This is a genomic window from Paludibacter propionicigenes WB4 (assembly GCF_000183135.1).
In the GTDB taxonomy this organism is placed as follows: Bacteria; Bacteroidota; Bacteroidia; order Bacteroidales; family Paludibacteraceae; genus Paludibacter; species Paludibacter propionicigenes.
Genome location: NC_014734.1, coordinates 1063267 through 1078257 on the forward strand (window position 1 = coordinate 1063267; position 14991 = coordinate 1078257).

Annotated in this window: 18 protein-coding genes; 14 read left to right on the forward strand and 4 right to left on the reverse strand. The window is 38.7% G+C overall.

Features of this window, described 5'->3' with window-relative positions:
- Positions 1 to 288: 288 nt before the first annotated feature.
- The 12 genes from PALPR_RS04330 (at position 289) to PALPR_RS04380 (ending at position 9347) form a co-directional block, all read left to right on the forward strand.
- Positions 289 to 744 carry a hypothetical protein gene (locus PALPR_RS04330; protein WP_013444397.1) on the forward strand — a complete coding sequence of 152 codons (456 nt, stop codon included), beginning with the start codon at positions 289 to 291 and terminating at the stop codon, positions 742 to 744.
- Between the two features lie 15 nt (positions 745 to 759).
- Positions 760 to 1089 (forward strand): hypothetical protein, encoded by a 330-nt coding sequence (locus PALPR_RS04335; RefSeq protein WP_013444398.1) that lies wholly within the window; start codon positions 760 to 762, stop codon positions 1087 to 1089.
- Between the two features lie 16 nt (positions 1090 to 1105).
- A complete protein-coding gene (locus PALPR_RS15640) occupies positions 1106 to 1390 on the forward strand; it encodes an SH3 domain-containing protein (protein WP_083807173.1) in 285 nt (94 codons plus the stop codon).
- A gap of 12 nt (positions 1391 to 1402) precedes the next feature.
- On the forward strand, positions 1403 to 2038 hold the full coding sequence (locus PALPR_RS04340; protein ID WP_013444399.1) for a hypothetical protein: 636 nt from the start codon (positions 1403 to 1405) through the stop codon (positions 2036 to 2038).
- Positions 2039 to 2281: 243 nt separating this feature from the next.
- Entirely contained in the window at positions 2282 to 2683 is a 402-nt protein-coding gene (locus tag PALPR_RS04345) for a hypothetical protein (RefSeq protein WP_013444400.1), read from the forward strand.
- A gap of 50 nt (positions 2684 to 2733) precedes the next feature.
- The gene (locus PALPR_RS04350; RefSeq protein WP_013444401.1) at positions 2734 to 3105 is read left to right on the forward strand and encodes a hypothetical protein; all 372 of its coding nucleotides are present in this window, start codon (positions 2734 to 2736) and stop codon (positions 3103 to 3105) included.
- Positions 3106 to 3110: 5 nt separating this feature from the next.
- The gene (locus PALPR_RS04355) at positions 3111 to 3527 is read left to right on the forward strand and encodes a protein-export chaperone SecB (RefSeq protein WP_013444402.1); all 417 of its coding nucleotides are present in this window, start codon (positions 3111 to 3113) and stop codon (positions 3525 to 3527) included.
- A gap of 282 nt (positions 3528 to 3809) precedes the next feature.
- On the forward strand, positions 3810 to 4244 hold the full coding sequence (locus PALPR_RS04360; RefSeq protein ID WP_013444403.1) for a MarR family winged helix-turn-helix transcriptional regulator: 435 nt from the start codon (positions 3810 to 3812) through the stop codon (positions 4242 to 4244).
- Positions 4245 to 4314: 70 nt separating this feature from the next.
- Entirely contained in the window at positions 4315 to 5826 is a 1512-nt protein-coding gene (locus tag PALPR_RS04365; protein WP_013444404.1) for a TolC family protein, read from the forward strand.
- Between the two features lie 54 nt (positions 5827 to 5880).
- Entirely contained in the window at positions 5881 to 6873 is a 993-nt protein-coding gene (locus PALPR_RS04370) for an HlyD family secretion protein (RefSeq protein WP_013444405.1), read from the forward strand.
- 39 nt (positions 6874 to 6912) lie between these two features.
- Complete coding sequence (locus tag PALPR_RS04375) at positions 6913 to 8091, forward strand: ABC transporter permease (RefSeq protein ID WP_013444406.1); 1179 nt, start codon at positions 6913 to 6915, stop codon at positions 8089 to 8091.
- Between the two features lie 8 nt (positions 8092 to 8099).
- The gene (locus PALPR_RS04380; protein ID WP_013444407.1) at positions 8100 to 9347 is read left to right on the forward strand and encodes an ABC transporter permease; all 1248 of its coding nucleotides are present in this window, start codon (positions 8100 to 8102) and stop codon (positions 9345 to 9347) included.
- 705 nt (positions 9348 to 10052) lie between these two features.
- Here the strand turns inward: PALPR_RS04380 and PALPR_RS04390 are convergent.
- From PALPR_RS04390 to PALPR_RS04405, 4 genes are all read right to left on the reverse strand, one after another.
- On the reverse strand, positions 10053 to 10412 hold the full coding sequence (locus PALPR_RS04390; RefSeq protein WP_013444409.1) for a DUF805 domain-containing protein: 360 nt from the start codon (positions 10410 to 10412) through the stop codon (positions 10053 to 10055).
- An 84-nt stretch (positions 10413 to 10496) separates the two neighbouring features.
- The gene (locus tag PALPR_RS04395) at positions 10497 to 10823 is read right to left on the reverse strand and encodes a hypothetical protein (protein WP_041620224.1); all 327 of its coding nucleotides are present in this window, start codon (positions 10821 to 10823) and stop codon (positions 10497 to 10499) included.
- Positions 10824 to 11102: 279 nt separating this feature from the next.
- Positions 11103 to 13103, reverse strand: a complete 2001-nt coding sequence (gene uvrB, locus PALPR_RS04400; RefSeq protein WP_013444410.1) for an excinuclease ABC subunit UvrB — start codon at positions 13101 to 13103, stop codon at positions 11103 to 11105.
- Between the two features lie 105 nt (positions 13104 to 13208).
- The gene (locus tag PALPR_RS04405; protein ID WP_013444411.1) at positions 13209 to 13400 is read right to left on the reverse strand and encodes a PspC domain-containing protein; all 192 of its coding nucleotides are present in this window, start codon (positions 13398 to 13400) and stop codon (positions 13209 to 13211) included.
- 134 nt (positions 13401 to 13534) lie between these two features.
- On the opposite strand from PALPR_RS04405, the gene PALPR_RS04410 reads away from it, so the two are divergent.
- Together PALPR_RS04410 and PALPR_RS04415 are read left to right on the forward strand one after the other, a co-directional pair.
- A complete protein-coding gene (locus PALPR_RS04410; protein ID WP_013444412.1) occupies positions 13535 to 14308 on the forward strand; it encodes a DUF3667 domain-containing protein in 774 nt (257 codons plus the stop codon).
- Between the two features lie 28 nt (positions 14309 to 14336).
- On the forward strand, positions 14337 to 14990 hold the full coding sequence (locus tag PALPR_RS04415) for an HD domain-containing protein (protein WP_013444413.1): 654 nt from the start codon (positions 14337 to 14339) through the stop codon (positions 14988 to 14990).
- The last annotated feature ends 1 nt before the right edge of the window (position 14991 follow it).

A 14991-nucleotide genomic window follows, 5' to 3' on the forward strand; every position in this document is an offset into this window, starting at 1 on the left:
AAAATCTGTTATGATAAGAGCTCAATGAGAGAAAACGAGCGACCTTGTCCGATGAGCCGAAAAACAAGGGAGGAAAGCTTAAAAATACCCACTGTTTGACGACTGAAAGGAGGAGTTTGGGGATTTTAGCTTTCAGACCGCCAGTTTTTCGAGTGAAGCGGGCATAGTCTTGAACTTTTTTGCTTCGTTTTTTGGTTCAAGCCAAAAAATGAAGTGGGGCTTGGGGCAAAGCCCCAATATAAAACAAATGCACCAAAGTTATAAATCATCTAAATCAAAAAATCTATTATGAAGAAAACCAACTTATCCGTACCATTTCGTCGTTATCTGACGCTCCTGGTGATCATTGTTACGTTGGCGGCCTGTGCCACCATTTCGTCGTTCGACCAATACGCCTACGTGCAAACTACATCGCTCAAAGTAGACGCACTCAACACCATGCAACTGGCTACTACCGACTACACGGCAAACGAAAAAACCGTGCAGGAATTACAAACTAAACTACAAAAAGCCTACGAGTACGAGAAGAATCGGCCAAAGAACGAAATAACTCTCAAACTGTGGACTATTCTACTGAATCCCGAAGGTCATTTACTGGGTGGATTCATCCACCGATGGGAGAAAGATAAAAAGCTCAACGCAATATTCATTCAGGAAGAAAAGAAAATTGTAGGAGATGCTTTCGACCAGATAGCCGGACTGGAAAGTCAAAAGATTAAACTCGCCGATATAAAAACTAACTAAATACAACAACCGATTATGGGAAACATAGATTTACAAACACTGTTCACTTCGCTCAAAGATGAAGTAAGCGCTCTGGCAATAAGCAGCCTGAAGCAGTATAAAAACGAAGCCACTGCCGATGGACTAAAACTACTGGACACACTGAAAACCGATATCGAAAACTGGAAAAACGAACTACTGAAAGGAGAAATATCTGTTGAAGACCTTGAATTTTTAGTGCTGGGTAAAAAAGAACTGATAGAAATGAACACGCTGAAACAAGTGGGACTAGCTAAAATCAAAATAGACGAATTCAAAAACAATATACTAAAACTCATTGCCAATAAACTGGCAGCATTATTATGACCGTAAGCACCACCCTATGAAAAGAGCAATTTTACAAATGTTTCTGCTCTCATTCACCTTGAGCTCACTGAGCCAGATAAGAGTTACCATCGCAGACATCAATTTCAGATCGACACCTGAGCTTACCAACAACATAATTTGCACCATACCCCGGGGCACACACCTTACCATTCTCGACGGTGGAGTGTATATTCCTGGCTGGGTAATGGTAAAATACAACGGCAAGCTGGGCTACGTTCGGACGGCTTACCTGAAACTCAGGTTACACACAGAAACCAGAAAACGTAAACAACACAACTAACACAAACAGTCTATGTTCTATTTAAGATTAAATAAATTACGGATTTACAGCAACGGCTCTCTATTGGGCATGACCGAAGTTCAACTAATGAGCTTTGTAACCCTGGGCGAAGCCGATTTTCCCATGCTCAATGAGTTTTTCCGCACCAGCGATGCAGCTCAGAAGCGCGAATTGGTGTCGCAAGCCGTGGCACGGGTAGTGAGTTCCCGCGTAATGCCGCAGATACAGCGCGTAAAAGACCATCAAATCATCTATTTCGGCGATACGGGTTACAACGTATTTGTGTCCGACACCATCCCCGAAAGCATCAACTGGATGCTAATGGCCATAAAATCCAATCAGGAGCTGGTAGACAACGCTACCCTCCTCTCGCAGATACTCACCGGTAAAAACATCAGCACGCTGGTTAGCACCATCGGGATGCTATCGAGCGCATCCAGCCCCGTGACCAGCGCAGTAAGCACACTCACTACACTTGTTGCCGAATCCATTCTAAAGCTTTGTGCCAACAGCAAAGACCGACAACTGGGTCTGCTCCTCACCTCTTTCACCCGTCAGGAACATTATCCATTCGGCAAACGCGATTCGCAAAACGTACCCGACGCCACCGGCAATATGAAAGTGGATTATACCATATTTGGATTCTGAAAAAGATTTATAATGCCACAACAGACATTCTAATAACTGCAAAATGTTTTGAGAATTAAGAAGGTTAGGTAGAAATAATCTCACGCTAAATAAGAGGTGTTTGTTTTTATAAATTTCTTAAGTTTTGAAAAATAAATACTGGTTTAAGAATTATTACTAATTATAATTATTACTTTTGCAGTTCAAACAAAAGAATTACACCTCGTTAGCTGCATTCGATACCATTAAATCTTTGTTTAGTCTATGTCGAGATTACTTGAAAAATCCAAGTTCAATATTGATGCGGCCGAAGTGTTGATTAAAGAATACTTATACGCTCCCAGTGTGCATTGCTCATATTATAGTTGCTTGCAACGAATAAAGTCAATTCTGCCTGATTATTATGCTATCTCTTTTAGTCAAATAGATTTAAATGTTAGAACGGGAACAGAAAATGAGCATGGATATCTAATTCGTTTTATTTCTGAAGAAATTCGCAGAAATTTTGGTTTTGAGGAATATGTCCTATTTAAGAGAAATATAGGTGACTTAAAAGAATTCAGAATCCATTCTGATTATAAAGATATTGAAATTACCTCGGATCAGTCGAACAAAGCATATAGAAAAGCGTTAGACATTAATAAGTTCTTGAATGAAAAGTTTTAATACATAAATCCTTTTTGTATAAATTTTAGCGTTCTAGTAAATATAATAAAATGAACTCAAAAGACTACTTAAAGAAAAAATTGAATGAAATTAGTAATGTTTTCCCTGAATTGACATTTAGATATCAATTCAATGAAAACACAAAAACTCATATTATTGAGGTAAAGCCGTTGGAAACTTACCAAACCAACAATGATTACATTAAATATGAGGCTGAACTTATGTTTAATTTTGAGAATGAGTTTTTCCCAGAAACTATTTTGTTTGTATCTGAAGATTCTTTGACGCAAATCACTGAACCAGAATTTACTATTCAAAAACAAATATTTGTAAGTTCTCCTCTTAAGTCTAATTATTTATTTGAACTTGAGAAAGATTTGTTTTGTGTTGCAACAGAAATTAATTATGCATTAGCAGCTTAAAAATTATGAGCGGAACAAAGACATCTTCATTCCAATTTAAAGGATATAGGATTGAACGATCAGTTATTGAACTGAAATCGGTTGAGATTGGTGAAAACTTCAATATATCATTTGATTCAAAAGGTATTATCAATAAATCCGAATCATCTTATCAACTTAATCTAACTGCTTATATTAAAGACAAAGAGAACACAATTAACATTGAGGTTGCTGTTGTTTCATTCTTTTCTTTTGATAGTCAAATTGAAAAAAGTCAATTAGAAAAGTTGTTCTATATGAATGCACCTGCTATAATTTTTCCTTATTTGCGGTCATACATTACAACTTTAACTGTTTTGTCTGGTATTGATCCAATAATTTTACCAACATTAAATCTGTCAAGTTTAGGCAAAGAGTTAGAAGAAAACACTACTGAAATTTAAGCCAATTATTTTTTTCTAATACAATCAGTCCCATACAAGTTATACTTAATGGGACTTTTTCATTTAAATAGAAATAAACATTTGACTCTGCATATTATTTAAATCGACCATCAAAAGCAAGCTCTCAGGCTTGCTTTTATTGCTTATAATCCATCCTCGAAAACGCCTCCTCTTCCATTCATAGAAAATTAATACGTTAAAGTCCTTAAATCGTATACAGTCTATTCAGTATTAGTTGTAATTTTGCACCGTTGTTTAAACAACTATTAAAAGCACAACTATATGACACAGTTACAAAATGATGAGATATTCAATATACTAGTCGGTAAAATATCGGCCGCAATCAACCGTACTTTTCTGCGTGCATTTGTAGTCGAAGGCATTGATATCACCACTGAACAGTGGTCGGTGCTGGCCTGCTTATGGGAAAAAGACAAAGTAACTCAGCAGACTCTTTGCCACCTGACGGCTAAAGATAAACCAAGTATGACAAGGCTTATAGACAAGCTGGAAAAGCGTAATCTGGTAACGCGCGTATCGGATAATAACGACAGAAGAATCAACCTGATTCACCTAACTGATGCCGGACTGGCACTACAGCAACGTGCTACACAAATAGTGCATCAGGTGGCCAACAAAACGCTGAATAACATCACCGACGAAGAGCTGAACACCAGCCGGGTAGTCTTAAAAAAGATCATGGCTAATCTAAAATAATTTTTTTAGCCTATTAGTTGCACATACAACCATTGTTTAGTCAATCACATATTATATTTATAAAAAAGGTATGAATAAAAACCTATTAGTTATCATTGCCGTTGCCGGATCGGTGCAGATACAGGCACAGAAAGTGCTTCAACTCGAAGATTGTCGCCAGATGGCGCTTGCGCACAATAAAAGTTTGCAAATGGTACAAGAATCTGTAAAAGCAGCAAAGCAACTGAAAGAAGCAGCATTTACACAGTTTTTGCCAAACTTTTCTGCCAACGGGGCTTACACCCGAAATGAGAAAAATCTTTCGTTATTGTCTGAAGACGCAAATTTACCGGTTTATAACATGAATGCCAATGGGACTCCGAATTATGCCAATTCATGGAATAACAGCTGGAAACAAGTAGCTGCGAACACCTATGCTCCGATGGATGCAGCAGGAAATGTGTTCGATCCCAAAGTAAATCCGGAGAAAATCCAGTGGAAAAACTATGCATTGCTACCCAAAAGTGCTATGGAGTTCGATGTTCAAAATGTATTTGTCGGATCCATTGGTTTTGTACAACCGATTTTCATGGGTGGTAAAATCAAAGAACTCTACAATATTGCCAAATACGGTGAGAATCTTGCTCAGGCTCAACAGGAGAGTAAAATGACCGAGCTGTTACTGGAAGTTGACGAAGCCTATTGGCGGGTAGTTTCGCTTGAAAACAAAGTGAAACTGGCAAAAGAATACCGTAACCTGATAGCTCGTGTTGATTCAAACGTAACCGATATGATAAATGAAGGCGTTGCCACCAAAGCCGAAGCCTTGAAAGTGCGCGTTAAGCTCAACGAAGCCGACATTACAATGACAAAAGCCGAAGATGGACTGAACCTGTCGAGAATGGCACTCAATCAGTTATGTGGTATAGCGTTGGATGATGTGTACACACTGGCCGACCAGGACTTAGCCGCCGAAACTATCACCCGACTTATCCCTATTGATCAGGCATTGAACAACAGACCGGAGATAAAACAGCTGATACAGTTGGAAAACATTGCCAAATCAAACGAGAAAATTATGGTTTCACGCTTCTTGCCCAACATCGTACTTTCGGGTAATTATCTGGTGACCAACCCCAATTCGTTTGATGGTTATAAGAATCAATTCGGAGGCATGTACTCCATAGGAGTTGTAGCTAATATCCCTTTGTTTCACTTTGGAGACAAGGTTCATACGCTGAATGCAGCCAAATCACAACACAAAATCGCTACACTGCAATTGGAAGAAACTAAGGAAAAAATGCAGCTTCAGATCAAGCAAAGTTCCTACAAAGTAGCCGAAAGTTTAAAAAAGAAAACATCAACAGAACATAATGTGGAACAAGCAGAAGAAAACCTTCGTTACGCCACCGAAGGCTTTACCGAAGGAGTAATAACCTCTACCGATTTGTTGGGCGCTCAAACCGCATGGTTATCGGCCAAGTCTGAATATATCGATGCGAACATTGACGTAAAGCTAACCAACCTGTACTTAGCTAAATCACTCGGAACACTCGCCAGCGATTATAAAACCGGAAGTCAGAATTCAGCAAACAAGAAATAACTTCCACCAAAACTATCAAATAAAAATATAAACATACTCAATATCTCTACAACAATGAAAAAAAGAAATCAGGATTTAAGAACCGGCTTAATAGCTTTAATTGTAGTCATAGTTTTGATATTCATCATCGGTTTAATCATCAACAGACCCGAACCGATTATTATACAAGGTGAAGCAGATGCTTCGGAAATCAGAATTTCGGGTAAAATTACCGGACGTGTCAAAGAGTTCAAGGCCGAGGAAGGTACTCAGGTAAAAATAGGCGATACGCTCGTAGTTATCGATAGTCCCGAGCTTGCAGCAAAAATAGAACAAGCCAATGCCGCAGAAAATGCTGCGCAGGCGCAAAACAAAAAAGCAATAAAAGGTGCCCGCAAAGAAATGATTGTTGGTGCATGGGAAATGTGGCAAAAAGCACAGGTCGGAGTTGATATAGCTAAAAAATCGTTCGATCGGGTTCAACGTTTATTCGATAAAGGCGTAGTAACAGCCCAAAAACGCGACGAAGCCGAAGCTCAATACAAAGCTGCCGTAGCAACCGCAAGTGCAGCTAAATCGCAATACGACATGGCAAAAAATGGTGCTGAAAAAGAGGATAAAGAAGCTGCACTGGCACTGGTTGACCGGGCTAAAGGCGCTGTAAATGAAGTAAAATCATACCTGAAAGAAATAACCCTCACATCGCCCATCAATGGTGAAATCACAGACATATACCCTAAACGTGGCGAACTGGTTGGAGCAGGTGCACCTATCATGAGTATTGTAGATCTGAACGATATCTGGTTTACCTTTAATGTTCGCGAAGACTTACTCGGTGGACTTAAAATGGATAAAACATTCAAAGTAAAAGTTCCTGCTTTAAATAACAAAATTGTAGAAGTAAAAGTGACTTATATAAAAGCATTGGCTTCTTACGCTACCTGGAAAGCAACCAAAACCACAGGTCAGTTTGATGTGAAAACATTCGAAGTTCGTGCCCGTCCTACTGCCAAAGTAGCTGATTTACGTCCCGGAATGACCGCTTTGTTTGAAGAAACCGTAAAATAACAACCTCTTAACTCTCAATAAAACGAGAGTAAAAATGATATGTCAAACAATACAGTAACAGCATTTAAGAATACACTAAACCGTGAACTGAAGCGAATGGTGAGTCGTCCGATTTACTTCATATCCACGTTTGTCATCATGACGTTCTGCTACGTGTTTTTTCTGACTTTCTTCAACGAAGGTCAGCCAAACAAGATGCCAATCGGGATAGTTGATTTAGATAACTCATCCATTTCACGACAATTTGTTCGCAATCTGGAAGCCACTCAACAGGCAAAAATTGTGATGCGTCTCAACAGTCACAAGGAAGCCCGTGAGGAAATGCAACGGGGAAATATCTATGCTTTCGTTGAAATAAAAAGGAACTTTGCAAACGATGCTATAACGAACCGCCGCCCTACCCTCACATTTTATATAAACGATGCTTATCTGATTGCAGGCTCGCTTATATCAAAAGATATAACCTACATGAGTGCGGCAACATCTATCGGTATGCAGCAAAAAGTACTCAGGGCAAAAGGTATAGATGAAAGCCGTATAAAAGGCATCATTCAACCCATCGCACTGGACACGCACCTTATAGGTAATCCATGGGCTAATTACGGGACTTATTTATTGAATGTCATCTTACCCGGGATGCTGCAGTTAATGGTTTTATTGATGACCGCTTTCCCTATTGGAGTTGAATACAAACAACGCACCTCACGGGAATGGGTTGAAAATGCAAATCATTCCATGTTTGCTGCTCTTACCGGAAAGCTTCTACCTTACACGGTTATATTTACGTTTTTAGGGATTATTGGTAACATACTTTTGTACAAATACATGCATTATCCACTCAATTCGAGTATTGGATGGATGTTTCTGGCTACTTTCTTGCTGGTTATTTCATCGCAGGCAGTTGGAGTGATCTTTATCGGTATTACTCCCGTATTGCGTGATGGAGTCACATTTGCCGGAATATTCGGAACTTTGGGAATAACCTTTGCCGGGTCTACTTTTCCTATAGAACAAATGCCTATGGGCAGCAGAATCATCAGCGAGCTATTCCCTATCCACCATTATTTCAACATATATGTTGACCAGGCACTTAATGGAATAGATATTCATTATTCGCTGATTTCGTATGTATTTATGCTTGCGTTTTTAATTTTGCCATTTTTTGTATTTAATCGACTCAAAAATGCTGCCATTAGTCAGAACTATCCTACTAAATAAGTTTTAGAATGAAAAACAGACATAAAATGCCCTGGCACAAGAAAATCATATCAATACTCAAAGATACATTGAATGTGCTCAAAATAGAATTCAGAACAATGTTTAAGGACCGTGGTGTAGTCATCATGTTCGTTTTGGGACCTCTGGCCTATCCAATATTGTATTGCAGCCTGTATAAAAACGAAACTTTGATTGATGTTCCGGTGGCAGCAGTAGATTGTTCGCGCAGTCCGCAGTCCAGAGAATTATTGCGACACATGGATGCAACGCAGAATATTGCAGTTACAAGCCGATACAGCACACTGGAAGAGGCAAAAGACGCTTACAATAAGAAAGAAGTGCATGGTGTTGTTTACATTCCTGCCGACTTTAGCAAAAAATTAAGCACTGGAGATCAAACCACGGTTTCAATTTACTGCGATATCAGCAGTTTCATGTATTATCGTATTATCAATCAGGCCTGCACCAATTGCGTACTGTCTATGAGCAATCAAATTCAGCTAGAAAGACTGAATGCCAATGGTATAACAGGCGAATCGGCCAAAATTATTGCCAGTCCGATTCCCTATAATGGTGTAATACTGTACAATGAAGGAGCCGGTTTTGCTAGCTTTTTAATGCCGGTTATACTTGTCATTATACTATTCCAGACACTTTTTCTCGGGATTGGGATGATAGCCGGTACTTCGCGGGAGGAAAACAGGTTTCATGTTCTGGTAAGTTCATCGGTACACCGTGGTGGTACATTCAGAGTTATTATAGGGAAAAGTATTTGTTACTTTTTAATGTATGCACCCTGGGCGTTTTATGCATTGGAACTTATTCCGCGCATATTTAATCTGCCACACATTGGTATTGCATTCGACGTCATGATGGTTATGATACCTTTTTTACTGGCAACGATATTCTTTTCAATGACAGTCTCGGTTTTTATACCCAACAGAGAAACTGGTATTGTAATCTTTATGTTTATGTCATTGATACTGGTATTTCTGAGCGGTGTATCGTGGCCACAGTCAAATATCAACGGATTCTGGAAGACATTTGCCTGGATGTATCCTTCAACCAGCGGAGTGCAGGCTTACGTAAAGATAAATACAACAGGAGCAGATCTACGCCATGTTTCATTTGAATACATCAGCTTATGGGTTCAGACAGCTGTATATTTTGCCACTACCTGCTGGGCTTATCACTGGCAAATAATGAAAACTTCTAAGAAGCAACTCAAAGCGCAAATTGACACAGTTGGTATCTGATTTTTGCTATCCAAAATCAACAGAGAAGGGGATTTTCTTGCGAAAATCCCCTTCTCTGTTTTATATATAAATTACCGACTAATCGGCTTCCTGAATTCTTCCAATATGTTGAAACAAAATAATGGACATATTTAGAGAAATAAGAAAAATAATCGCGCTAAATATAATCTTCCATAAAATGAGATTGTTTATGGCATCTATTCCTATAATAAAAGAAGAGATGCATATTGGTAAATTAATCCAGATACCCACTCTGGACTTCTTAATTTTTCGTTTTCTTTCTAATGCTGTCATCCTGATAGTTTTTTTCGTTTTGGTTAGTGATTATGTATTTGATTTGCGTTTTTAAGTTTGCATTTACAATTGTTCTGAGCTTACAAAAACAGTATTATAACGGCAAAATGAGAAAATAATTTTCTATTGCTATTTTTAAAATATGTCTTATTGGTTTCAAATCTTTGCTCCTGCTTAGAAATTCTGCTATAAAATTAGTGAATTGGTCGAAAAGAATCAAATTTTATATAGAAAATATTTTGGACATCCGCATTATATACACCTCTGTAATACAAATGAATAGATATTGAAATATACTTATTTTTGGACATCGCTATTTAGGACAAGCAAAAGCGAGTAAAAATCGGCAGTTTTTTGCCTGGCTAAATTTAATTTCAGGCAAAAAAAGGAACAAAAATCATGCAAATAATGTTACTCTGCTTCAGCTAGCTCTTTTGGATCAGGTCCAAATTCATTACTTCCTTCGACTCCGGGTTTACAGAACAATATCAAAAGCCAGATAGCACCGATGAAGGGGATAAATGATATCATATACATCCAACCACTTTTACCAATGTCGTGCAATCTGCGAACTCCGACAGCGATAGAAGGAATAATCATTGACAGACTAAAGAGACCGTAAAAAACAGCATAGGTTTCAAGCAAGAAATCAAATAAAACAAGAGCTATGCTAAAAATGAAGAAAAAAAGAACAAAATACCAGTATTCACTTCTCCTGGCCCTCCCGTTAAAATCAGCGTATTTTTTTAATACAGCTAGAAAGTAATTCATACAAACAATATTAGATTTTATCACCCTACTCTATCGGCTTTTCGGTTACGCCCTTACAATATAATTTTTGTAAGATATTGAATTTTAATTTTTCAGTTTACAAAACTCAAACAAATGTTTTGCACAGGTTACTCTGAAAGCTTTATTACCAGCCATATCGGCAATTTTTAGCAACATGGATTTAAACTGTTGCTGAGTTTCATTATCTAATCCCGCAACATGCGTAAAACAGTCATAAGGATTTAGCTGCAATGCCGATGACCAGGAATAAGGAGATAAGCTTAACTCCTCAATGGCATAGTCAATAGCCGCATCATCTCTTTCTTCAACCACGCTTCCATCTGCCGAAGCAATTACCTGATATACACAATGTAAAATCGATAATTTCTGAATCAATTCTAAATTTTTCATGAGATCAGGTTACAAAATATGAATTGCATTTCAAAAAAAGAGGAATTTATCAATTACATTTATATACAAAAAGACTATCATTTGAAAACAAATGCAGACGAAGATTTTGCAAAACTACATAATTCACTTAATATATGCAACATTTCGTAATCAAATTTTCAAACAATTCCTTCAAAAAGAATATTTATGCTGTTTTACTTAAACAAAAAACCGTTATAGGCAGCTGTCTACAACGGTTCTCACTTTATCTTAATCTTCTAATAATCTCAGATAATATATCTATTTCCCTTTGAGTATTTCTTCAAGTTTAATCAATTCATCACGCAGCTGCGCAGCTTCAAGAAATTCCAGTTTCTTTGCAGCTTCCTGCATAGATTTTTTCGTTTTAGCAATGGCTTTTTCCAGTGCAGATTTCGACATATACTGAACTACCGGATCGGCCGCAATGCTCTTTGAGTTTTCCGGTTCTATATAAGCCAGCGGTTCAGCTTTACTAAACGAGTTACGCTCTCCTTTGACGATAGCTGTTGGGGTGATTCCATGCGCTTCGTTGTATGCCAATTGCTTTTCACGTCGGCGATTGGTTTCCGAAATCGTTTTCTGCATGCTGTCGGTAATTTTATCGGCGTACATAATCACTCGGCCATTCAGGTTACGCGCTGCACGACCGGCTGTCTGAGTCAAAGAACGATGCGAACGCAGGAATCCTTCTTTATCAGCATCCAGAATTGCCACCAAAGACACTTCAGGCAAATCCAACCCTTCACGCAACAGATTCACTCCGATTAACACATCATACACACCGCGACGTAAATCCTCCATAATCTGAACCCGGTCTAACGTATCCACATCAGAGTGAATATAATTACATTGCACGCCCATTTTGCCTAAGTAATCTGTCAGCTCTTCTGCCATACGCTTAGTGAGGGTAGTTACCAGCGTGCGCTCATTCTTTTCGGTTCGTACAGTGATTTCTTCGAGCAAATCATCAATCTGATTAAGACTTGGACGTACATCAATAATAGGATCAAGCAGTCCTGTGGGACGAATAAGCTGATCTATCACTATTCCCTGACTTTTTTCCAGTTCATAATCGGCCGGAGTAGCGCTAACATAAATAGTCTGCGGAGCCAGTTCCTCAAATTCTTCGAATTTCAATGGCCGATTATCCTTTGCCGAAGGCAGACGAAAACCATAATCCACCAAATTCTGCTTGCGGGCAGAATCGCCCCCGAACATAGCCCGTATCTGAGAAATCGATACGTGACTTTCGTCAATAACCATCAGGAAATCTTTGGGGAAATAATCCAACAAACAGAACGGACGGCTACCGGCTTCTCTACCATCGAAATAGCGTGAATAATTCTCTATACCAGAGCAATAACCAAGCTCTTTAATCATCTCGATATCGTAATTTACCCGCTCATAAATACGTTTAGCTTCGTAATGTTTGCCTATAGATCTGAAATAATCCACCTGCTTAGCCATGTCTATTTCTATCAGTTGAATAGCCGCCGCCAAACGCTCCTTAGTAGTCACAAAAATGCTGGCAGGATAAATTTTATAGCTATCAAAAGATTCCTGTACATTGAATGTCAATGGATCAACCGTTTGAATATCTTCAATTTCATCACCCCAAAAAACTACACGCAGCACAAAATCGGCATAAGCCAAAAATATATCCACCGTATCACCTTTCACTCTGAAGTTTCCGCGATTCAGCTCAATTTCATTGCGGGTGTAAAGACTATCCACCAGCGTACGCAGGAAATCATTCCGTACAACCTTCTGACCCCGGTGAATATCAATCACATTACTATTAAAATCGTCGGGATTACCCATACCGTAAATGCACGAAACAGACGAAACTACCAGCACATCCCTCCTACCCGATAGCAAAGCTGAAGTTGTGGCCAACCGTAATTTCTCTATTTCCTGATTAATGGCCAAATCCTTTTCGATATAAGTATCACTTACGGGTAAATAGGCTTCCGGTTGGTAATAATCGTAGTACGATACGAAATATTCAACCGCGTTATCGGGAAAGAAGTTTTTAAATTCGCTGTAAAGCTGAGCCGCCAGCGTTTTATTATGGCTCAGAACCAACGTGGGTCGTTGAATCTGCTCCACCACATTGGCAATGGAAAATGTTTTACCTGAACCGGTTACACCCAGTAAGGTTTGAAAAGGTATATCCGCATTAAGTCCTTCCACCAGTTGTCTGATAGCTTCAGGTTGATCGCCCGTAGGTCGAAATGGAAAAATAAGTTTAAAAGGCATTTATTATTTTTTATTTGGCAGCTTTGGCACTGCCCATTACATTCCGTTTTATTATTTGTATACTCATAAAACCGGAATTACAGTCACGAAGTTCACAGTCAATCACTATTCTTCTTCAACCGGCATTATTGCCCAAAGTATCAGGTATAGAAAAAAACCGGGAAATCCCGCTGTGAAAACAGACAAAGACACATAAGCCACACGAACCAACGTTAAGTCCCAACCTAAATAATTGGCAATACCTCCACAAACTCCTGCAAAAATTTTGTCTTTCGAACGTCTGAGTACTTTTTCCATAATTTATATGTATTAATGATTTATCTGCAAAGAAACAAAAAAAGGAGCAAATCAGATGACACATATCAAAAAAAATGTTTCTACTTTTGTGGTTACTGAAAATGTAAAAAATCGATACATCACATTCAAGTAAAATGGTAACAACCTGTAAGAACTGTAACAAAAAATTCATAGGCCATTATTGTAATTATTGTGGCCAGCCTGCCGATACACACGATATTAACTTCAAATACCTGTGGCACGAACTTCAACATGGCATTTTTCATATCGACAAAGGAATAATTCACACCACCAAAGAACTGTTTACCCGACCCGGACATACGATCAAGGAATACATCTCGGGCAAGCGAGTGAAACACTTCAAGCCTGTGGCATACATCATTATTTTATCTACAATTTATGTGTTACTTGCACATTTACTGCACGTGAAGACAAATTTTGATAAAATGTCTGTAGAACTTGACGGAAACAACAAGGCTCAAGCAAATGAGATTGTACACTTAATAAACAGCTCGGTCAAATGGCTACAGGAACACTATGCCTACACCATGCTAATGTTACTGCCTGTGATTTCGCTTACCAGCTATTTGGCGTTCCGAAAAAGCGGTTACAATTACATTCAACACCTCGTACTCAACTGCTACATTGCCGGGCAGCGAATGATTGTTTTCATTTTGTTTCTACCCGTTATAGCCTTATGCAGCAGTAACGAAGCTGTATCTGTGGTAGAAAATATTGAAACATTGATTTGGGTTTCGTTGATGACATGGACTTACATTCAATTTTTTGACAGCAACAAAATTTTTAAAAATATCCGACTAACTATTTTTAGTTATGTACTTTTTGGAATCTTGTTCATAGTTTTGTTGATTATTGCAATACTGACAGTGGCTTTATTTGTCAGATAATAACCCTACCTATAAAATAGCATCAGATATGAACAACGAACAAATTATTGCTCAAACCGCCGAACATATAAGATTAAAACTTGAAGGTGAAGGTTCCGGACACGATTGGTGGCACGTGTACCGTGTATGGAAAAATGCCATTCACATTGGGAAACAGGAGAAAGCAGATTTGTTTGTTGTAGAGCTGGCCGCTTTACTGCACGACATAGCCGATTGGAAATTTCATAATGGAAATGAAGATATCGGTCCGCAGCTTGCCCGCGAATGGTTGGAAGCTCTGTCTGTCGAAGAAAGTATTATAGCACATGTTTGTCGTATTATACGGGCTATCTCATTCAAAGGAGCCGGTGTAAAAAATACCATGGATAGCACTGAAGGCCTTATTGTGCAGGATGCCGACCGACTGGATGCTATGGGTGCAATAGGAATAGCCCGGACATTTGCTTACGGAGGCAGTAAGCATCGCGAAATGTACAATCCGACGGTAAATCCGCAGCTTCATGCTTCATTCGAGCAGTATAAAAACAGCGAAGGAACAACCATAAACCATTTTTACGAGAAATTATTGCTTCTGAAAGATTTGATGAATACTCCTACAGCCCGAAAAATTGCTGAAGGCCGACATAAGTATATGCAAGAATTCCTGCAGCAATTCTTTCTGGAATGGGAAGGGAAAGAATAAA

Bases quoted from the DNA above. Each gene is read 5' to 3' on its own strand.
- PALPR_RS04330 (WP_013444397.1), top strand. From the start codon at position 289: ATGAAGAAAACCAACTTATCCGTACCATTTCGTCGTTATCTGACGCTC.
- PALPR_RS04335 (WP_013444398.1), top strand. From the start codon at position 760: ATGGGAAACATAGATTTACAAACACTGTTCACTTCGCTCAAAGATGAA.
- PALPR_RS15640 (WP_083807173.1), top strand. From the start codon at position 1,106: ATGAAAAGAGCAATTTTACAAATGTTTCTGCTCTCATTCACCTTGAGC.
- PALPR_RS04340 (WP_013444399.1), top strand. From the start codon at position 1,403: ATGTTCTATTTAAGATTAAATAAATTACGGATTTACAGCAACGGCTCT.
- PALPR_RS04345 (WP_013444400.1), top strand. From the start codon at position 2,282: ATGTCGAGATTACTTGAAAAATCCAAGTTCAATATTGATGCGGCCGAA.
- PALPR_RS04350 (WP_013444401.1), top strand. From the start codon at position 2,734: ATGAACTCAAAAGACTACTTAAAGAAAAAATTGAATGAAATTAGTAAT.
- PALPR_RS04355 (WP_013444402.1), top strand. From the start codon at position 3,111: ATGAGCGGAACAAAGACATCTTCATTCCAATTTAAAGGATATAGGATT.
- PALPR_RS04360 (WP_013444403.1), top strand. From the start codon at position 3,810: ATGACACAGTTACAAAATGATGAGATATTCAATATACTAGTCGGTAAA.
- PALPR_RS04365 (WP_013444404.1), top strand. From the start codon at position 4,315: ATGAATAAAAACCTATTAGTTATCATTGCCGTTGCCGGATCGGTGCAG.
- PALPR_RS04370 (WP_013444405.1), top strand. From the start codon at position 5,881: ATGAAAAAAAGAAATCAGGATTTAAGAACCGGCTTAATAGCTTTAATT.
- PALPR_RS04375 (WP_013444406.1), top strand. From the start codon at position 6,913: ATGTCAAACAATACAGTAACAGCATTTAAGAATACACTAAACCGTGAA.
- PALPR_RS04380 (WP_013444407.1), top strand. From the start codon at position 8,100: ATGAAAAACAGACATAAAATGCCCTGGCACAAGAAAATCATATCAATA.
- PALPR_RS04390 (WP_013444409.1), bottom strand. From the start codon at position 10,412: ATGAATTACTTTCTAGCTGTATTAAAAAAATACGCTGATTTTAACGGG.
- PALPR_RS04395 (WP_041620224.1), bottom strand. From the start codon at position 10,823: ATGAAAAATTTAGAATTGATTCAGAAATTATCGATTTTACATTGTGTA.
- uvrB (WP_013444410.1), bottom strand. From the start codon at position 13,103: ATGCCTTTTAAACTTATTTTTCCATTTCGACCTACGGGCGATCAACCT.
- PALPR_RS04405 (WP_013444411.1), bottom strand. From the start codon at position 13,400: ATGGAAAAAGTACTCAGACGTTCGAAAGACAAAATTTTTGCAGGAGTT.
- PALPR_RS04410 (WP_013444412.1), top strand. From the start codon at position 13,535: ATGGTAACAACCTGTAAGAACTGTAACAAAAAATTCATAGGCCATTAT.
- PALPR_RS04415 (WP_013444413.1), top strand. From the start codon at position 14,337: ATGAACAACGAACAAATTATTGCTCAAACCGCCGAACATATAAGATTA.